Genomic DNA, 22,794 nt, shown 5'->3' with positions numbered 1-22,794 from the left:
ATAGAGATAGATAGAGATAGATAGATAGATAGATAGATAGATAGATAGATAGATAGATAGATAGATAGAGAGAGAGAGAGAGAGAGAGAGAGAGAGAGAGAGAGGTAGATAGGTAGATAGGTAGGTAGGTAGGTAGGTAGAGACGGACGGTCAGTCAGGATAACGGACACCCCAGACCCTATTGGGCGAAAAAAGGCGAATTGGTAGGTGAACGGACACCAAGGATCTTATTGCGTGAAACGAGGTTCCTGCTTAGGTCGGCTTGGTCGCCGATGAAGCGGGAAGACAGAAATAAGGTTGAAACCGGCACTATTGCAGGCTCGAAGTGGGAAAAAGACGCAGATAGTGCTGAAACCAACCTTATTTGTGGCACAGAAGGATGAAATTCGGTCGAAGTCCGGTTCGCTGAAGGAAATAAGGTTGAAACCGGCACTATTGCAGGCTCGAAGTGGGAAAAAGGACGCAGATAGTGCTGAAACCAACCTTATTTGTGCCACAGAAGGATGAAATTCGGTCGAAATCGGGCTCGCTGAAGGAAATAAGGTTGAAACCGGCACTATTGCAGGCTCGAAGTGGGAAAACGACGCGAATAGTGCTGAAACCAACCTTATTTGTGCCACAGACGGGTGAAATTCGGTCGAAGTCCGGTTCGCTGCTCGCTAACCGGTGGATAGCGCAAAATCTGCATCCGTTCCCATATCGATTTCCGGGAACGGGCTGGCGAGCTGGGACGGCGGGTAGACGCTGCGATTGTTTCACGCCGGTGTCAGGGGGTAATAGAGGATACCGGCAAACGTCGGAAACAAACATTCCAAACAAGGATGGGTGATGCATATGTTAAGCTGGGCAGCTCTTTTTCTCGTAATCGCCATCGTAGCCGCCATTTTCGGCTTCGGCGGCATCGTGGCGGCAGCCGCTTCGATCGCGAAAGTACTGTTCTTCGTCTTCCTGATTTTGTTCCTCATCTCGCTCTTCACCGGCCGCAGAGGTTCGGCATAGGTGATACGGCGTCATAAAGGTGACAACCGTTGCCGAACAGGATGAAGCCCAACCCTTGCACGTTCATGAAGGGGAGGGCTTCTTTTCAATTACTTTTCCGGCAAATGCAACGGAGAAGGAGATGCTTTATAAGCTGGGCGTACAGGATGGGGCGGTCCTGCCGCTCGATTTGACGCCGTCGCGAAAAACGGTGTAAAATACCGTTGCTTCTTTGCGGACCGTGTGGTATGATTGCAAAAATTTATTGAAAAATGAGGAGGGCAGAGGAAAGTGGCGTATTATTATACGGAACCATCCCGGACGTTTAGCGAGTATTTATTGTTGCCCAATTTGACGGCAAAGGACTGTAATCCGGCGGGCGTCAGCTTGAAGACGCCGATTGTCAAGTTCAAGCAAGGCGAAAAACCCCAGGTTTCGTTGAACATTCCGTTCTCATCCGCGGTCATGCAGGCGGTATCCGACCATAATATGGCGGTCGCTCTGGCGCGATGCGGCGGAATTTCGTTCATTTTCGGCTCCCAATCGGTCGAAGACCAGGCGGATATGGTGCGGAAGGTGAAAGGGCATAAGGCCGGCTTTGTCGTAAGCCGCTCGAATTTGACTCCGGGACACACCCTGAAGGATATACTCGAGCTAAAAGAGAAAACCGGTCACTCCACGGTAGCCGTCACGGATGACGGGACTCCGACGGGAAAGCTGCTCGGCATCGTGACGAGCCGGGATTACAGGCTTAGCCGCGACTCGCTGGACAAGCCCGTGGGCAATTTCATGACGCCTTTTTCCTCGCTGATATACGGGAAATCCGGCATTACGCTTTCCGAGGCCAACGACCTGATCTGGGAGCACAAGCTGAACTGCTTGCCCGTCGTGGGCGAGCAGCAAAACCTCGAATACCTCGTATTCCGCAAAGACTACGACGCGCATAAAGAAAATCCGTACGAGCTGCTGGACGAAAATAAAAGCTACATCGTCGGCGCAGGCATCAACACGAAGGACTATGCCGAGCGGGTGCCCGCTCTTGTCGCGGCGGGCGTAGACGTGCTCGTTATCGATTCGTCGGACGGCTATACCGAATGGCAGAAGGAAACGGTCGAATACGTCAAAGCCAACTTCGATAACGTGAAAATCGGCGCGGGCAACGTCGTCGATCGCGAAGGCTTCCTGTACTTGGTGGAAGCGGGTGCGGATTTCGTCAAGGTGGGGATCGGCGGGGGCTCGATCTGTATTACGCGCGAGCAGAAAGGAATCGGACGAGGCCAGGCGTCCGCGGTCATCGAGGTGGCGGCGGCACGGGACGAATATTTCCGGGCTACCGGCGTATATGTGCCGATTTGTTCGGACGGCGGCATCGTGCACGATTACCATATTACGCTCGCCTTGGCGATGGGAGCCGATTTTGTGATGATGGGCCGGTATTTTGCCCGTTTCGACGAAAGTCCTACGCGCAAGCTGAAGGTCGGCAACAACTTCGTCAAGGAATTCTGGGGCGAAGGCTCGAACCGGGCGCGCAACTGGCAGCGTTACGACACGGGCGGCAAACAGACGCTGGTGTTCGAGGAAGGCGTAGACTCGTACGTGCCGTATGCGGGAAGCCTGCAGGAAAATCTCGACAAAACGATTCACAAAATCAAGTCGACGATGTGCAACTGCGGCTCGCTATCGATCGAAGAGCTGCAGCAAAAAGCGCGAATTACGCTCGTGTCGGCTACGAGCATCGTCGAAGGCGGAGCGCATGACGTAATATTGAAGGAAAACAGTTTGTCGGGCGAATGAGAGCCCACTGGGCAAGGCGCAGAGGGCGGAGCGGGTACATCCCGGCTCCGTCTTTTCTACTTTCTTTCGAAAGACTACGGGTTTTAGGATGGAATGATTCGGATCGCCGCTTACTCCTTAATTCCGACTATTCAGTGCATTACGAAGTTCTAGTTGAAATTCATTCCTGTACTTTATATAATGACTTTAAAGTCAAAATATGAATTTAAAATTATTATTGAGGTGCAGCGGATGATGACAAAAAGAATTTCTTTGAAGGAAACCCAGCGGAAGGAGCGAGAACGGCTTATTTTGGATTATGCGGAGAAAGCACTGCTGGAAAAAGGTTACTACGATATGAATATGGATGAAATCGCGATGGGAGTCGGGGTTGCGAAAGGCACGCTGTACCTACACTTCCCGAAGAAAGAAGATCTCGTGTATACCTTGGTGGAGCCGAAAATGCAATCGTTTCTTAAGTCTGTGGAAGAAGCCAAAGCTCTTCCTGTCAGTCCGAAGGAAAAGCTTGAGTTTCTTCTTAATCGCGAATTGTCCGGGGCCTTTTTTCAGTTATTGATGAAGAGCAGTCCCGACATGACAACCATCTTCAAATCCCGTGAAGCCGAGGTCAATGACATTCTCCCAAAAATATTTAGCGGCATTCATGACATGCTGAGCGAAGGAATACGGGAAGGCTTATTTGATCCTGAATTACCGGTCGAGTTTATGTCCTCCGCGTTCATTAACTTATTTGAGCCTCATTTATATAAGGAAATGGTAGAGGTAAGAAAGATGCCGCTACAGGTATTCAACAGTCATCTCTCAAATTTGTTTTTTCGGGGCATTATGGATACAAAGGAGACGAACTAAATGAACATCTATAGTGAAATCATGAATCGGAAATTCGGCGAAGTCATAACCGAAGAACAATTCACGTGGCTGAATGAAATCGTGTTTCTTTCCGCATTGGAAGAGGTGTTGAGTTCTAGTGAGCCGGCACGCCAGATAGAAGGCGCGGGGCCTTACCCCGAGCAGTTCGAGCTGTTGAACAAGGTTTTTGGAATGAAGCCCGTAGAATTTGATGAGCGGATACAATCGTTTGAGCGGCATAGGAAAAGAAAGAAAGGGAGAAGCCCGAAATATGAATCCTAAAACAGCGTTAACATCGGCTCCGATTGTGAAAACGCTGTTCTTCTTCGCTCTTCCATTTTTAATTGGCAATGCGCTTCAGTCACTAAACGGACTCGTGAATTCGATATGGGTCGGGCAGTTATTGGGGGAACAGGCTCTGGCGGCTGCATCCAACGCCAATATTCTTCTATTTTTCTTGACTAGCTCTATCTTCGGAATCGCTATGGCAACCGTCATCGCGATAGGCAGGCACGTGGGTGCGGATCAACTGGATGCTGCAAAAGAGGTTGTGGGTACAAGCGCCGTATTCTTTCTTGTTGTATCGGTCATTATTGCCTGTATGGGTTCTCTGTTCACGATGCCGATTCTCCATATACTGAATACTCCGCCGGATATCATCGGATGGGCTGATTCCTACACACGAATTTTATTTATTTGTATCCCTTTCTCGTTGTTATTTCAATACGCCATGGCCGTATTGAGGGGAGCCGGCGACTCAAAAACACCTTTATACTTTCTTATGTTGGCGGTATTGCTGGATGTCGCGCTTAATCCGGTATTGATTTTAGGCTTGGGACCGGTTCCCGAGCTGGGGATTGCAGGTTCCTCGCTGGCTGCGGGAATCGCTCAATTTCTAAGTCTTGCGCTCATGCTTGTCTATTTGTATAGTAAAAAATACTTTTTACGAATTACAGCTGATGATTTGCATTTCTTAAAAGCGAATTGGAATATTATCAAGCTTTTAATAATGAAAGGAATTCCGATGGGAATGCAGATGATGCTTTCCACTGCAAGCGTACTTGCCTTATTTCACCTTATCAACTCGTTCGGTTCCGATGCAACCGCAGCGTTTGCCGCGGTAAACCAGCTTATCACCTATATTCAAATGCCGGGAATAGCACTGGGCGGAGCTTTAACTGCAATGGCGGCACAAAATATCGGAGCCCAAAAGTGGGAACGAGTGCATCGTGCCGCAGCGACAGGGATTGGGCTTAACCTATTGCTGACAGGTGTGTTGGTAATACTGTGCATCGTGTTTAGAGATGGCATTCTGTCGCTCTTCCTACCGGCAAAGGGAAACGCGCTTGAAATCGGCAAACAAATAATAATGGCTACATTTTGGTCGTATATTTTGTTTGGCGTTACGCTTGTAATGGCGGGGATTGTCAGAGCAAACGGGGCGGTGATCATTCCTCTGCTTATTACCGTCCTTACATTGTGGGGAATCCAGATTCCACTCGCCTATTATTTGGGGAGGCAGTATGGATTGAGCGATTTATGGCGGAGCTTCCCGATCTCGCTTACATGTTCCGCTCTTCTTTTTGCCGGTTACTATTTATCGGGAAAATGGAGAAAGACTTCGGATAGAAAAGTAGAGTTTCGCTTGATTCGCCCAAAAAAATGATTGGCCGCCTTCTCCGACGGGTAATACATACTTGTACGGCAATCCAACCCATGAGGAGTGATTTTCATGAACAGCGACGTAATCAAAGGAAACTGGAAGCAGGCCAAAGGCGAGGTTCAGAAGCAATGGGGCAAATTGACCAACGACGACCTCGATGTCATAAACGGCGAAAGGGAAAAGATCGTCGGCAAGCTGCAGGAGCGCTACGGATATGCCAAGGATAAGGCGGAGAAGGAGTACGATGAATGGTGCTCGACTCAACGTGTGTAAATAGAGCTTGACGCGGGCCCGTCTGAATGCGGGCAAGCCATATGGACGAAAAAGCCGGAGCGGCGGGAGCAATCCCGGTCTCCGGCTTTTTTTGGGCCTCGAGAGTTCCGGTCTACGGTCTCCGATCCGGGACGGCGGCCGTCGCAAGCGTCATGGTCCGGCCCTCCGGATATCGATTATTTTGCTGACGCCGTTTTTTTCGTTGCCGTGCTCGGCTATTGACCGACCCCCTGTCAGCGAACTGTGTAAAATGTGGCATAAAGATCCGATCAAACGACATCGCGGGGTCCGATGAAAACGGATACAATTAGCGTGTTGTAGCGGGTTCACGATAAAGGGATTGAATGTCGCAATCAATCCTACAGGGGGAGAGTTGTTAGATGAACGGTAAAAAGCGATTGCTCGTCAGTATGTCATTGGCTGTTTGCTTGGTTGCCGCGGGCTGTTCCGGCGGGGGGGCCGGAGAGCAGCCGAAAGGGCAGGGCGGTTCGGCGCCTGTAGCGGAGAAGCCGAAAGATCCGGTAGAGCTTACGATTTACAGCGCGAGCGGCGGGACCATCGAAGCGCTGAACGCGCAGTACGGAGACGCGATTAAAGCCAAGTTTCCGCACGTCAAGCTCAATATGATTCCGCGGGCGACAGGCTCGACGATAGACGATTTGCTCGCCAGCAATACGCCGGTCGATCTCATATTCGGCTCGATCGGGACGTTCAACGCGTCCGTAAGAAACGTCAACATGCATTACGACCTTTCGGAGATGATCAAGTCGAAGAAGTACGATCTGACGAAGCTGGAGCTGACGCTGATCGAGATGCAGCGCAAGCTGTCCGACAACGGCCAGGCTTTGTACGGGCTTCCGGTATGGGTCGGGGTGTCCGGCTTGTACTACAATAAAGATTTGTTCGACAAGTTCGGCGTCGAATATCCGAAGGACAACATGAAATGGTCGGAAGTGCTCAGCTTGGCCAAGCGGATGACCCGCACCGAAGGCGGCACCAACTATTTCGGCTACGTCACTTCGCCGTCCCATCAATTGCTCACCAACCAATGGTCGCTGGAGCCGGTCGATCCGAAGACGATGAAATCGAATCTGAACAGCGAGCCTTGGCGCAATTTCTTGCAAAGCATCGTGCAATTTTACAATGATACCGGCGTTTCGATGACGAAGGCGGAGCTCGCCGTAGCCGCTCAGCGCAACATGTTCGAGAAAGACCAGCGGGTCGCCATGTACACGAACTTCAGCGGCGGCACACCGCCGGAGACGATGAACTGGGATGTCGTTCCGGTGCCGTCCTACGACGAGTATCCGGGCGTCGGCCCGCAGGTGTATCCGAACTATTGGTACGTGGCCGCTTCGAGCAAGCATAAGGATGACGCCTTCGACATCATCTCGTTCCTCACGTCCGAGGAATTCCAGGTGCCGCATAACCGCAAAGGCTATGCGACCGTTCTGAAAAACGAGGAGATCCAGAAGCAATTCGGCCAAGACATGGAGAAGTTCAAAGGCAAAAACGTGCTGGCCATGTTCCCGAAAAAGCAGGCCAATCCGCTTACGTATACGGAGTTCACGGACTTTTCGGGCACCCAGTTCCACAATGCTTTCGTCAGTGTCGTAACGAAGGAGAAAGATATGAATACGGCGCTGCGCGAAGCCGCCGAGGCAGTCGACAAGCAGATCGAAACCGTCCGTACGGCGAAAAAATAGTCCGTTCCGCGAGCAATCCCCGCACGGTGACGTGTGAGGGATTGTTCCCGTTTCGTACGGACATGGTATGATAGAGGGACAGACGATTCGCGACGAAGGAGCATTCGCTTGATACGAAGACGAATCCGCATTCCGGGATGGGGCAGCATGCGGCTGACGCAGAAGCTGCTGCTAGTCTACATGCCGCTTATTACGATACCGGCGGTGCTGAGCATCGCGGCGGTTACGCTGATCCACGGCTATTTGTACCGGGCGCAGATGACTGTACACGCCGAGACGGTGCTGCAGACGGTATCGGACAAAATCGACCAGCAGTTTCAAGCGCTCGAATCGGCCATGCTTCCGTTTTATACCGATCCGGGGACGATCGCCATTCTCCAGTCCCGGCCGAAGAGCGCCCTGGATCTGTACCGACTGCAGCAGGAGGCGGGGAGCCGGTATTTTGCGCTGATGGGCAGCCAGGAGCTGGCATGGGTCGATTCGAGTGTCTTCGTTACCCGCGAGGGCCAAACGTATACGATCGGCGACAGGGCGGCGTTTCGACAGGCGCTGCCGGCGGAGGGGCCGGGCGCTTACGCGGATCGTCCGGGGACGGCCGGGTTCATGCAGGCGGTATGGGACCTGAAGGGGGCGACGGCTTGGGAAGTCGTTCGGACCGAAAATCGCGAAGGGGGACGGACGAAGCTGGCCGCGGGACGGTCGATCAATCAGGTGGCAGGCAGCCAGTTCGAGACGCTGGGGGCGATGCTGCTCGTTGTCGATCCCGACTTTCTGAAAATGTCTCTCGATACGAAGACGTTGGGGGCCGATACGGCATTCGAGCTCATCTGGCCGGGCGGAAGCCGTCTGCTCGATACGCGGAATCGGGGGTCCAGCCCGCTGAATACGCTTACGTTATCCACGGTCAACGCACGGTACGGGTGGGAATTGCAGCTTCATCTTCCGCTGTCCTTTTATAAGGAAGCGCTGCGCACGAGTCTCGTCATCGCTGGACTGATTACCGCGGGCTGCCTCGTCGTCGGGCTGTTCGTGACCCGGATGATGGCCACCGATGTCGTCTTGCCGATTCGCCGTCTGTCCCGCAGCATGGTTCGCGGCATCGGCGGCAACGAACCGGCGCAGCTGCATCAGTTTCGCGGGGCGAGGGAAATCGTGGAGCTGAAAGATACGTTCGTGTCGGTCATGGCCGAAATTCGCGAGCTGAACAAGGAAGTGCTGCTCAACCAGAAGAAGCGTCAGGAAGCGACGATGCGGGCCTTGGAAAACCGGCTCGCGCCGCATTTTTTGTACAACACGCTGAACACGATCCGATGGATGGCTATCATTCAGCAGCAAGATAATATAAAGGAAATGGTCGATGCGCTTACCCGGCTGCTCTCCTATTCGATCCGCGATGTGGAGAAGCCGGTGCCGCTGCGCGAGGAGCTGGAAGTGCTTCGCGATTATATGAGAATACAGGCGGTCCGCTACGAGCATCATACGCTGCGCATCGAAGTGCCCGACGGGCTGCTCGGGCAGCCGATCCTGAAGCTGCTCATTCAACCGCTGATCGAAAATGCGATTTTGCACGGCTTGTCCAAAGTGGAGCGGCCGGGGGAAATCGTGCTGCGCGTCATCGGCGAGGGCCGGCTCGATATCCGGCTGTCGGATAATGGACAAGGTTTGACCGGGGAGCAGCTTGCCCGGCTCCGCCAATCGATCGCGGGCGAAGTTGCCGGAACAAGCTTCGGGTTGCGGAGCATCCGGGAGCGCATTCAGCTGTACTACGGCGATTCGTACGGGCTTACGATCGACAGCGAATACGGAACGGGAACGACAGTCTCCCTGCATTTGCCGTTGGCTGTCCCGCCGGGAAAGGAGGAAGCTTGATGAAGTCCGTCATGATCGTAGACGACGAATCCATGGTCCGGCTCGGTTTGCAGACGGTGATCGATTGGCGGGCGAACGGGTACGAGATTGCCGGCGTGTACAAAAACGGTCTGGAAGCCTGGAACGCGATAAACGCTTCCCCGCCGGACGTGCTGCTGACGGATATCCGCATGCCGGAGATGGACGGTCTGGAGTTGATCCGTCGCGTCCGCGAGTCGGGCTCCGCGTTAAACGTCGTCATTTTGAGCAGCTATGAGGAATTCGACTATGCGAGGCAGGCGCTTCAGCTGCAAGTCCAGGACTATATCGTCAAACACCGGCTGGAGGCGGACAGCTTGCTCGGCGTGCTGAACCGGCTCGTCTTTCCGAAGCCGGAACGGCACGAGGAGTCGGAGCCCTCCATGCGGGCCGATGCGGCCGCACGGCTGCTTGGCGGGACCGAGCCGGGGGAGTCGTTCGGACCCGGGGAAACCGCCGAGACGCTTCTGGCGGCATTGCGTCCGGCGTCGGCCGCGGCTCAGAGCGTGCATTGGTCCGTCTTCGAGCCGTTGACGTCGGGCATGCCGCTCACCTCTTTCCAATTGAAAGGGCTGGAAATCGCGCTGATCGACAAGCTGCGAGGAGCGCCGGCCGCTGCGGCCTATGCGGGCGCAGCCGGCAACCGGCTGCACGTGCTCCATTGGCTGGAGGCGCCGTGCCATGACGCGGAAGCGTGGCTGGAGCGGACGGGGCTTGCCTGGGAGCCGTTGCAGTCGTTCGCGAGGACGAATCTCAACGTGCAGCTGGCGGTTGGGATCGGGAGCGGCGACCCGTCCCGGATCGGCGAAGCAAGAGCGTCCGCCGAGGCGCTGCTGGTCGGGGCGTTTTACGACGGGCCCGGACTGTATGCGAACGGAATGCGGACCGACCCGGTTTCCCTCGACCGGTGTGATTGGACAGAAGCCTACAAGACGCTGAAGCCGCTGCTCATGGCGCACGATTTCGACCGCGTCATCCGCGAGATTCGTTCGATGCGGAGGACCGATACGGGACAAAGGCTGCATCCGGCCGATTTGAAGCAGCTTTGCGGCTTTTGCGTCAACCGGCTGATGGATATGGTGTTGGAGCGCTATCCGCAAGGATCGGACCGGGAGCAATGGCGGGGCGAACTGCAAAGCATCCGGTTGGAGGAGCTGGCCGGGGCGGGTTCCTGGCCGCAAGCCGAGACGTTTCTGCGCAAAGCGTTCGAGCGGATCGGGGCGGCGATCGCCCAGAGCGTCCAGCGCAACGGATGGATCGGGGAGCTGAAAGCGTATATCGCCCAGCATTACGAGAAGCCGCTTCGGCTCGAGGACATGGCCGCCCGCGTCAATTTCAGCGTCGGGTATATAAGCCAGCGGTTTCACCAGGAGACCGGCTATTCGTTCTCGGACTACGTGACGATGGTGCGGATCGAGAAGGCGATTCAGCTGCTGCACGCAAGCGACTGGACGACCGAGCGGATCGCGGAGAAGGTCGGTTATCCGAATGCGAACTATTTTACGAAGGTATTCAAGAAGGTGACGGGGCTGAAGCTGACCGAGTTCAAGCGGAAGCGGCTGCTGCGCGATCAACCGGAGCCGTCGAACGGCCGGGCGGAAAAGGGGCGTTTTGCCGAGTGGAACAAAACGGAATGAGGCTGCGCAAGCGACTGCTCGCCGTCATGTCCATCGCCGCGCTGGCGGCCGGCTTGGGCGCTTGCGTCCCGGGACAAGAGGCGGGCGGAACAAAGGCCCCGCTGAAGCTGAATTTCTTCTTGCCGACGAACGGGAATGCGGTGCTGAACGACGGGGATTTCGTCAAGAAGACGATCGAGGAGCGGTTCAACGTCCGGCTGCAGGTGACGGCTGTCCCGTCCATCCAAGCGAAGGAAAAGCTGAACCTGCTCATCGCGAGCGGGAGCACGCCCGATCTGTTCGTCATCGACGGCCGAAGCTCGCTCGACTACCATGCGATGGGCATTATCGGCGACTTGAGCGGACTGATGACGCCGGAGAAGATGCCGAATTATTATCGCTGGACTACACAGAAGGAAGTGGGCGGCTTTCAGTTTCCCGGCGCCTACAACCGCGGCCCCGTGCTGATCGAGCGCAAAGTGCAGGCGTCCTACTACATCCGCAAAGACTGGCTGGATGCGCTCGGGTTAAGCGTGCCGACCGGCTACGAGGAGCTGACGGCGGTCGCGCGCGCATTCACGCATGACGATCCGGACGGGAACGGCGCGGACGACACGTACGGCTTCGGCATTACCGGCGGAGGTTCTTTCCCGCAAACGTTCCCGCTCGCTTTCCCGCAGTTTATGAAGAACGGCATACTCGGCATGGCTTATGTCGACGATGAGGGCTACTACCACGACGGAACGTCCGATCCGCTCATGGGCCGGGTCGTGGACGATATCGTTTCCTGGGTCGACGAAGGGCTGCTGAACCCGGACTGGTTCATGGCCGGCGGCTCGGAGCTTGGCGAGGCGTTCGCCAGAGGGAAGATCGGGATGATCTGGCTCAACGGGACGGATCGATGGGTGTTGGATGCCGATCCGAACAGCTTTTACAGCCAGCTGAAGCGGAACGTGCCGGACGCCGAGGTCGTGCCGTTTAACCCGTACCCCAACAAGCCGCTCATAACGCCGCAGTCCGCCACCGTGCCTTGGCTGATCGGCAAGCGGACGATCGAGCGATACCCCGAAAAAGCGGAGACGATCGTCGGCATCGTCGACTGGCTGGCGAGCGAGGAAGGCTATTTGCTGACTACGTACGGCCAGGAGGGCGTGCACTATACCCGGGAAGGCAGCGTCATTACGATTGTTCCCGAGGCGTACGAGAAAGAAATCGCGCAGAAAGGCAACTTTTTGACCGTATGGAAATTTTTGACCCCGCGCGAATCTTCCCGACTCGGGCTGCAGGAGGTGGACCCGAGGCTGACCGAACGGGACCGCGACATTTTGCGGACGATCTCGTCCTATCCGCTGGCCCAGGGCAACGGAACGTTGGTGCTGCCGCCGGAAGGGATCAGCATCGCCGATTTCCGCGCCAAGCTCGGTCAATATTTGCAGAAGATGCTGTTCGAGGACAGGGGCGGCGCGGCTTGGGTGACGTACAGGGAAGAGTTGATGACGACCCATAAGGGCCGACTCATCTTCCGGGAATATATCCGGCAAATGCAGGCGGCGGGCATTGCGGTGAAAAACGACTTCGATTGAAACGAAACGGATCGGCGCGCCGTTCGCCGTGCGATACGGGCACGTACTGCGGGTCTCGCCTGCAATAGTAAGGAAAAAGCTGCTTTCTGCAAGCCGACGCATCCGCGTTGGCGCGGGAAGCAGCTTTTTGTCATTGGAGCATGGCGGATCCGATGAGTCCGGCCGGTTAACCTCTTTTTAATTTGGTAACGTATCGATCGGAATAATCTAGTGTACATAATGAAAATTAATTGGTGTACATAATAACGATTGACAACGATAAATTGGCAATCATATAATGTTCACGACAGATGATTTACTAAAAAATAACATTGGTGTACATAAATAGATTTGATTATGTACACTACGAAAGAGGGGTGAGCAATGCCGGAAACGTGATAGAATGGGGGATATGATTACCTCAAGGGAGAGTCGATCCATGAAAGCAAAGCCGACAAACGAGCAATTCCGCCAGGAGCTGGAGCGAATGGTGCAGACGCTGCGTGACGAGATCGCGAACGGAACGTACGGGCCGGGACAATTGCTGCCTTCCGAGCCGGCGCAGGCCGAACGGTTCGGTTTGAGCAACAAGTCGGTTCGCAAAGGCTTGGACATCCTGGTGGAAGAAGGGGTTATCGAGAAAATTCCCCGAGTCGGCAGCAGAGTGAAGGCTGCCCGTCAGCCGGTAAAGATAACGCTCGGCTATTATTTGAAGGATAAGCACAATCTGGAGCTGGCCGGGCTGCTGGAGGATTTTCATCGGCGCTATTCCTGGATCACGGTAATCGCGAAGCCCCACTCGGATCAGAAATCGATAGAATCGGACACAGAATGGACAGAGCGATTCGATCTGATCATGCTCAACAACGAGCATTTCGCCCGCATGGCCGAAGGCGGTGGACATTCGCTGCTGCGGCCGCTGGCGGAGAAGCCGGACGCATACCCGTTTTTGACGAGACAGTTCATGCGGGACGGACAGCTGTACGTACGGCCGCTGGTGTTTTCCCCGGTAGTGCTGTGCTACAACAAGCGTCATTTCCTCGAACAGAGCTTGCCCGAGCCGGACGGCAGCTGGACCTGGGACGATCTCGTGCGCAGCGCCGTTCAACTGACCAACGGCAACGGAAGATTCGGATTTTGCTTCTATATTTCCAATATGAATCGTTGGCCCATCTTCCTGCTGCAAAGCGGTGAACGGTTCGACCGGGAAGGAGGGACGGTCGGCAACATCCGAGACACCGGTTTGTTGTCCGCCCTGAAGCTGTGCAAGAGCCTTATTCGCAACGGAGACATGTTCCCGCTGTTCATTTCCGAGAACGACGGCGATATTAACCGGATGTTCCTGGAAGGCAAGCTGTCGATGGTGCTGAATACTTACATGGGCATGAACGATTGGAAGCATGCCGACCTCGAGTACGATGTATCGCCGATCCCTTATATCGGGCAGCCGATTACGCTCACGATCGCCGAAGGAGTGGGCATCAATAATCGTACCGCCCATCCCGAGGAAGCGGAGCTGCTGGCGGACTACTTGAGCTCGGACCGCGCGCAGAGCTACATCCGCAACCATACGCTCAGCCTTCCGAGTCTGCAAAGCGCAGGCTGCAGCGGCGCGCCGAAAGGAGTTCCCGCCCCGGACCGGTATATGCTGTACCGGGAAATGATGTTTTCGTACCGGACGCATATGGACTTGAATATTCCGATATCGCAATTCAAGAAGCTCAGTTATCAGGTCAAAGCATACTGGGCCAATCTGATCGACGAAGACGAGCTGTGCGACCGGATTTGCCGGGAATTGTCCGTTCCTTGAACGGGCGCAATCGGAATTGAAAACGCTTCAAAAAAATAGCAAGGGGGAAACAGAGATGAACCGAAAGGTTTGGATCGCGGCATTGCTGGCCGCGACGGCCGCTTATACGAGCGCTTGCGGGGGAGGGGGTTCGCAATCTCCATCGTCCGGCGACGGCCCGAGTACCGTGAAAGATCAAGACAAGCCGAAGGAGCCGATCGAGCTGCTCGTTTATGCGGCAGGCGTCAGCGCGGAGGAATTCGATACCCGCTTCAGAAGCGTGCTAAAGAACAAGTTTCCGCATATTACGGTCAACTACCAGACGAATACGAAAGGCAACTCGCTCGCGGAGCTGGTCTCCGCCGGCACGATCCCGGATTTGATCCGTACCGATATTCCCACGCTGAAGTCGAGTTATCTCGATCTGCAGCTCGGCTACGATCTGGGCGAATTGATCAAAGCGAACAAATATGACATGACCCGCTTCGATCCTTCGTTTACCCAGGAGATGGTCGATGCCGGAAGGACGGGAGCGATCTACGGATTGCCCGTGCCGCCTTATTTTCCGACGGTGCTGTATTACAACAAAAGCTTGTTCGACAAATTCGGCGTTCCTTATCCGAAGGACGGCATGACTTGGGATGAGGTATACGAGATCGCCAAGAAGATGAGCAGAACCGAGGGAGGCGTCGTATACCGCGGCTTCAGCGCCAATTTCAACAGCATTCTGCGCGACAATCCGTTCTCGCTGCCGGTACTGGACCCGAGCGCCGACAAGCTGGCCGATACGGAGAAATGGAAGACGATATTCAACAACTACAAGCGGTTTTACGATTTGCCCAACAATACGATCGAGACCACGATGAACGCGGAGAACAACGCCTTCGGCAACGGCCGGATCGCCATGCAGGCGAACCAGCACAACATCTATCTGGTCATCCCCCCGGAGATCGATTGGGACATCGTCTCCCAGCCGACGATGGCGGGCGCGCCGAAACGTACCGGGCAGCGGGGGCCGGCGTACTGGTCGATTACGCGGCAGAGCAAGCATAAGGAAGAGGCGTTCCGGGTCATTATGGAGATGCTGTCGGACGAAGTGCAGCTGGAGGACTCGAAGAAAGGCATCCCGACGACGCTGGTCAAGAAGGAAGTGCGTGATGCGCTCGGCAAGGGGCATCCGGTGTACGGGAGCAAAAATATGAAGGCGATCAGCTATTACGAGCCGTCGGCGCCGACGCCGAAGCGCAAGCCGGAGCTGGTCGACATTAACGGCAGCTCGCAAACCTCGGTGCTGTACCAGCAATTCATTCCGTTTGCCCAGGGCAAAAAAGATGTGAACACCGCGCTCAGAGACGTCGAAGAAAGTCTGAAAAAGCTGCTCGAACAGGAGAAGAGCAAATAAAGGATGGACAAAGGCAAGGCGGCAAATACCGGGGCTTCCGGGATTCGGAATGAGCGGGCTTACGACTGAATGGTACCGGTACGGAACGTATATTAAATGCATCAAGGATTGTGACCCGACTGCGAAGCCGCAGGATATAAGAGCGAGGCCGGGCTGCTTGAACGGGAGCTGCCCGGTCCGCACGGGAGGGACTAATGATGAATACGGATCATGACGGCAATGACGGCATCGAGCTTAACGAAAAGGATGAGAGCGTGCGCCCGTCGGCGCTTAGCCGGCGCAAGCTTCTGGCCGCTCTGGGAGGCGCGGGTGCGGCTCTGGCAGGCTCAACCCTGCTGCTTGAATCGGGCTGGGGGCAATCGATCGCGGAAGCGACCTACGGCGGCGGTTCATCGACGGGCTGCTGCCGCAAGTATGCGTCCGTCAACGATATGAAAGCGGATACAAGCTTGGTTGCGGACGCTCTCGTCCATACCGCGGGGTATTACGACCCCGGCGACGGCGGGGCGGCGGATTACATCGTTCAGGCGGGGGCTCTCGCGGAAGACGGGGGTAGCGTCATCGCCTTGCAGAACGGCCTGCAAGCGATTTTGCTCCCCGGAGGCAGCATCGGCTACAAGCAATTCGGCACGGTCAGCGACGGCGTCAACGATGACGGGGCGCAGATCAAAAAAGCGCATACTTATGCGAACGTACGCCGTCTGCCTGTTGTCGACGAATCGGGCGAATACTGGATCAAGCAAACCAATCTCATCGTCATCCAAACGAACGTAAGCTGGGGACAGACGAAGTTTCATATCGCCGAAAGCTTCAACTCCAAGACGAATGCGCGATTTCATGTCACCAGCCGTCAGGCTCCGGTCGAGATTGCGCTCGACGCTCCGACGAAAGCCGCTTTTCTGGCCAAAATGCGTCCGGGCACGACCATCTGTCCCGAGCTTGCGGCCTATAAGAACAGTCTGCTCTTCATTGTGGACGATAACGATAAAGTCGGGGCCAGATTCGGCTACCCGGGTCAGACCGGCTGGAGCAAGGAAGACTTTTTTGTCGTCGAGGAGCATGGCCGGATTGTCGGGGATATCGCTTGGACGTTCAACAATTACACGAGCTTGACAGCGTATCCCGCCGAGGACAGCTATCTGGTTATCGACGGGGGCACTTTCCTGCTGTCGGGCGACAGCGCCGGCAACAACAATAGCGCTTACTGGCACAACGGCATTTTGGTCAAACGAAGCCGCACGATCATCCGCAATCAATGGGTCGGACTGGAGCCGGGGGCGAGCGACACCGCTTTGGACCCGCGCTATGGCTTCTATTATTTGAACTACGTGTACGACGTCACGTTGGAAAATATTCGCGCGATTCCTTACGAGCAAAATCGTCCCGGCACGGAGTACGTACTGATCGGTACGTACGGAATCGGCGGCCGCCGGGTGTTGAACGCCACGTTTCGCAATGTGACGGCGGAAGGCTCGCTGTATCATTGGGGCGTATTCGGCACCAATCTGTTCAAAAACTTCCGGATCGAAAACTGCCGGCTGAACCGGGTGGACGTCCATTTTCATTGCTGGAATCTGTACGTTCTCGACTCCGAGATCGGTTACCGGGGCTTTACGCTGACCGGCGGAGGCGACTTGATTATCGAGAATACGAAGCGATTCGGCAACCAGTTTATCGGGTTCCGCACAGATTTCGGCGCCAAATGGGACGGATATATCCGTATCCGCAACTGCCGGCTCGTCATCGACAACGGCGCGAACGAAGCGATCGCGCTGGATTACAACCCGGCCGATTTCGACTACAAATATCCGATCGGCTACGGCCGCTCCATCCAATTGGAAAATTTCACGTTCGACTACACCGGGCTGCCGAACACGAACGGGACGTGCCGAATTATGCGAATCGCCTCGTTCTCGAAAATAACCGCTACCGGCTCGCGGCTGTTTTTCCCGCAGCTGATCGAGTTCAAAAACGTGACGGTCGCGGGGCGGGACAAAGGCGTGCGCATTCTGCATATCCAGAATCCGTTCGGCTTTCATGTGGGCAAGGCCGGCGGGGTGGACGACCAGCGGGTCAACGCCAACTGCTATATGCGCTTCGAGAATATCGAGGGCGAGAAGGTGCCGGCCCAGCAGTCGGAATCGACAAGCCATATGAGCTTTTTGCTGAACGGGCTCGGCACCGCGCCGTACGACGACGAATATGCGCTGTATCCGAAAATCGACTTTGTGCAGGTGGGCGATTTTTGGGGGCATTTCAAGGGAACGGCGGCGGATGTGACCGTACAGCGAAGCACCGTCAATTGCATGGACAATTACAGCGGCGGCCAGATGCGCGGGCGTCTCGTGCTGGACAACTGCGATATTCGCGCCGATGCCGTAGACGACGGGAAAGTGTTGTACACGCTCACCTCGCAGTTCGGCACGACCTTTCTCAACTGCACCGTTCACGCGCCGATACTGAACGGGACAACGCGTCCCGATCTGCTGTCCCGCTGCGGCTTTATCGAGATGAACCAGAAGCTGCAGTACAATCATGTCAATACGTCGCTCTCGAAGCAAGTGATCGATTATTTCGCGGCGCAAGGCAATCCGGTGCAGCCCGAGTTTTATGCGATGCTGAAAAGCCATCACGCAAGCGACAGCTCCCTGATGGCAAGGCGCAAAGGGACGACGGCGCAGCGGCCGGCGCCGGCCAACTTCCTCTCCGAGAAAGGCTTCGCTTACTTCGATACGGATCTGGAGCAGGTGGTCGTATGGGACGGGACGCGGTGGGTGTATCCGAGCAAATCGAACGATACGCTGCACTTCTATATGGCCGATTTGTCGACCGCGACGGCCGGGGCGCCGTTCAAGCGGGCCGAGGCGCATCCGTCCCAGGCGTATGTGGTCGCGCAAGCGGGCCGTGTCTCGAAATATGCCGTGCATGTGAACGCTCCTTCCGGCACGGCTTCCTTCACGTTCGACCTGTGGAAGGACGGGACCGTGTGGATAAGCGGTCTGGCCGGTCCCGGCACGGCCGCCAATCCGCTGGTAGCGCCGATTGCCGGCTCCGCCTCGTTCGACGAGGGAAGCCGGATCGAGGTCAGGCTGGCGGGAACCGCAGCCGGCTTGTCCGCCGGTACGTACGCCACTCTCGACCTGTATGTTCATTATGCGAACTATTAGCTCCATGAATTGCCGATCGCCGATTCGGGCAAACCGGAAAACCCTCCATCGCCGCATTCATTGCGGTGACGGAGGGTTTTCGGTTCTATTCCCGCAGTCCGGCCCCCTTTTGCCACACGAGTAAAGCGATTGTCCGATAATTGCGTTTTACCCAATCTCTACCGCTACCCGGCGGCCAATTCGTGTATGATGGTAGTTATCTATCCGCAAAGGGGGCGAGCGTTATGCCGCCTAATAAGCAAGTATCGATGCTCTGGCTGTTGCGGTATCTGGTTCCCGTCAAAGGCCGGATCGCCGTCCTGCTGCTCATTTTATTGACGACGACCGCGTGTCAGCTCGTGAATCCGCAAATCATTCAACGCTTTATCGATACGGCTGCCTCGCAGGGAGAAGTGGCAAGCTTGCTCGGTCTGGCCGGGCTGTTTCTCGTCATAGCGGCGTTTAATCAGCTGTTCACGGTGTGCTTAAGTTATCTCGGCAACGATGTGGCCTGGAGGGCGACCAATCGGCTGCGGGCCGATTTGCTGCGGCATTGCCTTCGATTGGATATGCGCTTTCACAATTTGAAGACGCCCGGCGTCATGATCGAGCGGATCGACGGCGACGTTACCGGCATGTCCAACTTTTTCGCGATGTTCATCGTACAGATCGTCGGCAGCTTTGTTTTGCTCGCGGGCATTCTGGGCTTCATGTTCGTTCACCACTGGCCGATTGCCGTCGTCATGGCGGCGTTCACGGTATTGTCCGTCGGCGTCATGGCCGCGATCCGCAATCTGGGCGTAGCCAGCTCGCAGGCGGAGCGGGAGGCGAGCGCGTCGTTGTTCGGCCTGATCGAGGAACGGCTGGCCGGCATCGAGGACGTGCAGGCGGGCGGAAGCGTTCCGTATGTAATGAACCGGTTCCACCGGGCGATGCGCGCCGTGTTCCTGAAGGGACGAAGAGCGTGGATGCTGAGGGTGGTTCCGTGGAATGCGACCGTAGTTTTGTTTACCGCGGCCGTAACGATCGTGTTGTGGATGGGCGTGCGCTTCTATGCGGCGGGCGAGCTGTCGCTCGGCACGCTGTACCTGATCTTTCAATATACGCAAATGCTGAACGATCCGATCGAGCAGCTCGGCAACCAGATGCAGGAGTTTCAAAAGGCCAAGTCCGGGCTGCGGAGATCCCGCGAGCTGCTCTCCGCGCAGAGCGAGATTGCCGACGGAACCGAAACGAAGCTTCCCGACGGAGCGCTCGGCGTTCAGTTCGAGCATGTGACCTTCAGCTACAATAAAGGAACGCCCGTGCTTCATGACGTCAGCTTCGCACTCAAGCCAGGCGAGCGCCTCGGCATCGTAGGTCGCACGGGCAGCGGCAAATCGAGTGTCAGCCGCTTGCTGCTGCGGCTGTACAATATCGACAGCGGGACGATCCGCGTGGGCGGTGTAGATATACGCACGCTGCGTCTGGAGGCGTTGTATCGCCGCGTCGGCATGGTTACTCAGGAGGTGCAGCTGTTCGACGGAACGTTAAGGGATAATTTGACCCTGTTCGATAGCGGCGTAACGGACGAGGCCATTATGGAGACGACAGGCAGGCTGGGGCTGCGGAAATGGATAGAAGGGCTTCCGGAAGGGCTGGACACCCACCTGCAGGCCGGGGGAACGTCGCTATCCGCCGGCGAGGCGCAGCTGTTCGCGCTGACGCGAGTGTTTTTGACGCAGCCGAGCCTGGTCATTTTGGATGAGCCGTCCTCCAGACTGGACGCGGCGACCGAAGCGGCGCTTCAGGAGGCCGTGAATCAATTGCTCCGGCAGTGCACCGGCATCGTCATCGCCCATCGGTTGTCTACCTTGGAGAAGGTGGACAACATGTTGGTTCTCGGCGAAGGGCGGGTGCTGGAGTTCGGTTCGAGAGAGGATTTGGCGCGCGATCCGTCCTCTCATTACGCGGCGCTGCTGAAGGCCGACAGACAGGAGGAGCTGGCATGACGGTAACCCGATTTATGGAACGGCTCCTCCGTTTCCGGTTGTCGCTGTTTGTGGCAAACGGACTGCTATGGGGCGTTTTTCATTCCATCCCGCTGCTCCTGGGCGTAGGGATGCAGTGGTTTTTCGACCGCGCGACGAGCGGGTCCCATCATATAGGGTGGTTGTCGATCCCGCTTCTGGCCGTCGCTTTGGTCAGGTTTACGAGGGTCGGCGTGTTCTTCGTCGCCTTTTATCAATGGGTGACGTACTTTTACCACATTCAAGCGGTTTTGCGAACCAATATGCTGTCCGGCTTGATGCGTTGGCCCGGACGGAACTTGCCTGCATCGCCGGGCGAAGCGATGACGCGATTCCGCGAAGACGTGGACGAGGTCGTCGAATATGTGGAATCTTGGGTGGACTTCTGGGGACGGCTGGCCTTTGCGGCCATTGCCGTGGCGATCATGGCGGCGGTCAATTGGAAAGTAACGGCTGTGGCGATATTGCCGCTTATCGTCGTGACGCTTCTGAACAACTTGTCCGGCAATCGGGCGAGACGGTATAGCCGGCTTAACCGCGAGGCGACCGGGCGAATTACCGGTTTTATTGCCGAAACGTTCGGTGCCGTCCAGGCGGTGAAGCTGGGGCAAGCCGAGGAGCATGTGCTGAATCGCTTCGTCTCGCTGAACGAAGCACGGAGGCAGGCGGCGCTCCGGGATAACCTGTTCAAAAAATGGATGCAGTCGTTGAATCAGCACGTATTGAATATATGCACGGGCATCATTTTGCTGATGTGCGCCTCCGAGATGAGGGCCGGCCGTTTCACCGTAGGCGATTTTGCGCTATTTACTTCGTACTTGGGCATGTTCGCCAACAGCATCTCGCTGTTCGGGTATATGGTGTTCCAGCACAAACGGTTGAAAGTATCGCTCGAGCGGATGCGGGTGCTGTTCCGTCCGGGCGAAGAGGATCGGCTCGCCGAGCACAGCGAGCCTTACCTGTATGCGTCTCCTCCGGAGGCGGCCGCAGCGGTCGACAATAGAGAGGACGCGCTGCGAAGCATCGAGGTGAAAGGGCTCTCGTATGCGTACCCGAACTCGGCGAACGGCATCGCAGACATCAGCTTCCGCCTGGAGCGCGGCAAATTTCTCGTCGTCACCGGGAGAATCGGTTCCGGCAAATCGACGCTGGTGCGCGCCCTTCTGGGGCTTCTGCCGAAAACCGGCGGCGCCGTTCGCTGGAACGGGCGGGAAATCGCCGATCCGGCCGTGTTCCTGATCCCGCCGAGAACGGCCTATACGCCGCAAGTGCCGCGCCTGTTCAGCGACCCGCTCCGGGAGAATATCGTACAGGGCAGCCGGGAAACGCCGGAGACGCTTCAGCGCTCGGTGCGGCTCGCCGTGATGGAGAAGGACATCGAAGAGCTCGAGCACGGGCTCGACACGTTCGTCGGGCCGAGAGGCGTCATGCTGTCCGGCGGTCAAATTCAACGCGCCGCCACGGCCCGGATGATGATGACCCGGGCGGACCTGCTCATCTTCGACGATTTGTCCAGCGCGCTCGACGTCCAGACCGAGAAGCAGCTGTGGGAGCGGCTGTTCGCGGAGCGGGACGCGACCTGCATCGCCGTATCCCACCGCAGAGCGGCTCTTGCGCGGGCGGATCATATTATCGTGATGAAGGGCGGCCGCATCGAGGCGGAAGGAACGCTCGCCGAACTGCTGGCGACGAGCAAGGAGATGCAGCTGCTGTGGCAAGGGGAAGAGACTTCGGCCGAGGAAGAGGACGTGGGGCAGTTGACGTAAAGTTGTGGTGAACCGCCGTCATGCGGAGCCACATCGCGCGCTGAGAGCCTTGCGGCGCGGAAAATATACGGTAGGAGAGCGGCCATTTAAGGCCGCTCTTTCTCGTGCACAGTAAGGATGTATGAAGGACGGGGCCATGGAAGTGGCCCCGTTATTGGTTTTATGGCACGCTTTCATACTCGGGCTCTATCAGGTGGGGGAATAGCCGTCTCGCTAGAGTCGAAAGGAATATAGAACCCAGTTGTTACCGCTTGGTCGGCTTGGTTCGCAGATGAAGCGGGAAGACAGAAATAAGGTTGAAACCAGCACTATCGACGGCCCGAAGCGGGAAAATGGCGCAGATAGTGCTGAAAC

Annotated in this window: 16 protein-coding genes; all 16 read left to right on the top strand. The window is 56.2% G+C overall.

The genetic code is table 11. The annotated features are described in order from the left end of the window. Positions 1–834 precede the first annotated feature (834 nt). The 16 genes from FE784_RS12825 (at position 835) to FE784_RS12755 (ending at position 22,440) form a co-directional block, all read left to right on the top strand. The gene (locus tag FE784_RS12825) at positions 835–999 is read left to right on the top strand and encodes a DUF1328 domain-containing protein (RefSeq protein ID WP_138883151.1); all 165 of its coding nucleotides are present in this window, start codon (positions 835–837) and stop codon (positions 997–999) included. A 19-nt stretch (positions 1,000–1,018) separates the two neighbouring features. Continuing rightward, positions 1,019–1,195: a hypothetical protein gene (locus tag FE784_RS40830; protein ID WP_176706170.1), complete on the top strand. Its 177-nt coding sequence runs from the start codon at positions 1,019–1,021 to the stop codon at positions 1,193–1,195. A gap of 74 nt (positions 1,196–1,269) precedes the next feature. After that, the gene (locus FE784_RS12820; protein ID WP_139602599.1) at positions 1,270–2,772 is read left to right on the top strand and encodes an IMP dehydrogenase; all 1,503 of its coding nucleotides are present in this window, start codon (positions 1,270–1,272) and stop codon (positions 2,770–2,772) included. Between the two features lie 234 nt (positions 2,773–3,006). Next, on the top strand, positions 3,007–3,621 hold the full coding sequence (locus FE784_RS12815; RefSeq protein ID WP_218103771.1) for a TetR/AcrR family transcriptional regulator: 615 nt from the start codon (positions 3,007–3,009) through the stop codon (positions 3,619–3,621). Then, positions 3,622–3,903 (top strand): hypothetical protein, encoded by a 282-nt coding sequence (locus tag FE784_RS12810; protein WP_139602597.1) that lies wholly within the window; start codon positions 3,622–3,624, stop codon positions 3,901–3,903. Beyond that, positions 3,893–5,287, top strand: a complete 1,395-nt coding sequence (locus FE784_RS12805; protein WP_139602596.1) for an MATE family efflux transporter — start codon at positions 3,893–3,895, stop codon at positions 5,285–5,287. Before FE784_RS12810 ends, FE784_RS12805 begins: the two co-directional genes overlap by 11 nt. Positions 5,288–5,353: 66 nt before the next feature. Beyond that, positions 5,354–5,557 (top strand): CsbD family protein, encoded by a 204-nt coding sequence (locus FE784_RS12800; RefSeq protein WP_139602595.1) that lies wholly within the window; start codon positions 5,354–5,356, stop codon positions 5,555–5,557. Between the two features lie 380 nt (positions 5,558–5,937). Beyond that, positions 5,938–7,263 (top strand): ABC transporter substrate-binding protein, encoded by a 1,326-nt coding sequence (locus FE784_RS12795; RefSeq protein WP_139602594.1) that lies wholly within the window; start codon positions 5,938–5,940, stop codon positions 7,261–7,263. Positions 7,264–7,371: 108 nt separating this feature from the next. After that, positions 7,372–9,132, top strand: a complete 1,761-nt coding sequence (locus FE784_RS12790; RefSeq protein WP_139602593.1) for a sensor histidine kinase — start codon at positions 7,372–7,374, stop codon at positions 9,130–9,132. Next, positions 9,132–10,787, top strand: coding sequence for a response regulator transcription factor (locus tag FE784_RS12785; RefSeq protein WP_139602592.1), 1,656 nt, complete (start codon positions 9,132–9,134; stop codon positions 10,785–10,787). The genes FE784_RS12790 and FE784_RS12785 overlap by 1 nt, the downstream gene beginning before the upstream one ends. Next, entirely contained in the window at positions 10,769–12,349 is a 1,581-nt protein-coding gene (locus tag FE784_RS12780; protein WP_139602591.1) for an extracellular solute-binding protein, read from the top strand. Before FE784_RS12785 ends, FE784_RS12780 begins: the two co-directional genes overlap by 19 nt. 418 nt (positions 12,350–12,767) lie before the next feature. Next, complete coding sequence (locus FE784_RS12775) at positions 12,768–14,138, top strand: extracellular solute-binding protein (protein ID WP_176706168.1); 1,371 nt, start codon at positions 12,768–12,770, stop codon at positions 14,136–14,138. Positions 14,139–14,193: 55 nt separating this feature from the next. Continuing rightward, positions 14,194–15,519, top strand: coding sequence for an ABC transporter substrate-binding protein (locus tag FE784_RS12770; RefSeq protein ID WP_139602589.1), 1,326 nt, complete (start codon positions 14,194–14,196; stop codon positions 15,517–15,519). A 197-nt stretch (positions 15,520–15,716) separates the two neighbouring features. Beyond that, the gene (locus FE784_RS12765; protein ID WP_139602588.1) at positions 15,717–18,686 is read left to right on the top strand and encodes a hypothetical protein; all 2,970 of its coding nucleotides are present in this window, start codon (positions 15,717–15,719) and stop codon (positions 18,684–18,686) included. Positions 18,687–18,910: 224 nt separating this feature from the next. After that, complete coding sequence (locus FE784_RS12760) at positions 18,911–20,656, top strand: ABC transporter ATP-binding protein (protein ID WP_139602587.1); 1,746 nt, start codon at positions 18,911–18,913, stop codon at positions 20,654–20,656. After that, complete coding sequence (locus FE784_RS12755; protein ID WP_139602586.1) at positions 20,653–22,440, top strand: ABC transporter ATP-binding protein; 1,788 nt, start codon at positions 20,653–20,655, stop codon at positions 22,438–22,440. Before FE784_RS12760 ends, FE784_RS12755 begins: the two co-directional genes overlap by 4 nt. Positions 22,441–22,794: the final 354 nt, after the last annotated feature.

The organism is Paenibacillus hemerocallicola, assembly GCF_006265175.1.
GTDB lineage: Bacteria > Bacillota > Bacilli > Paenibacillales > NBRC-103111 > Paenibacillus_AB > Paenibacillus_AB hemerocallicola.
Note: the sequence above shows the minus strand (reverse complement) of the source record. Positions and strands in the feature narration are given on the sequence as shown.

Coding starts and splice junctions, on each gene's coding strand:
- FE784_RS12825 (WP_138883151.1), top strand. CDS start 835: ATGTTAAGCTGGGCAGCTCTTTTTCTCGTAATCGCCATCGTAGCCGCC.
- FE784_RS12795 (WP_139602594.1), top strand. CDS start 5,938: ATGAACGGTAAAAAGCGATTGCTCGTCAGTATGTCATTGGCTGTTTGC.
- FE784_RS12805 (WP_139602596.1), top strand. CDS start 3,893: ATGAATCCTAAAACAGCGTTAACATCGGCTCCGATTGTGAAAACGCTG.
- FE784_RS12815 (WP_218103771.1), top strand. CDS start 3,007: ATGACAAAAAGAATTTCTTTGAAGGAAACCCAGCGGAAGGAGCGAGAA.
- FE784_RS12785 (WP_139602592.1), top strand. CDS start 9,132: ATGAAGTCCGTCATGATCGTAGACGACGAATCCATGGTCCGGCTCGGT.
- FE784_RS12770 (WP_139602589.1), top strand. CDS start 14,194: ATGAACCGAAAGGTTTGGATCGCGGCATTGCTGGCCGCGACGGCCGCT.
- FE784_RS12810 (WP_139602597.1), top strand. CDS start 3,622: ATGAACATCTATAGTGAAATCATGAATCGGAAATTCGGCGAAGTCATA.
- FE784_RS12800 (WP_139602595.1), top strand. CDS start 5,354: ATGAACAGCGACGTAATCAAAGGAAACTGGAAGCAGGCCAAAGGCGAG.
- FE784_RS12755 (WP_139602586.1), top strand. CDS start 20,653: ATGACGGTAACCCGATTTATGGAACGGCTCCTCCGTTTCCGGTTGTCG.
- FE784_RS12765 (WP_139602588.1), top strand. CDS start 15,717: ATGAATACGGATCATGACGGCAATGACGGCATCGAGCTTAACGAAAAG.
- FE784_RS12775 (WP_176706168.1), top strand. CDS start 12,768: ATGAAAGCAAAGCCGACAAACGAGCAATTCCGCCAGGAGCTGGAGCGA.
- FE784_RS12760 (WP_139602587.1), top strand. CDS start 18,911: ATGCCGCCTAATAAGCAAGTATCGATGCTCTGGCTGTTGCGGTATCTG.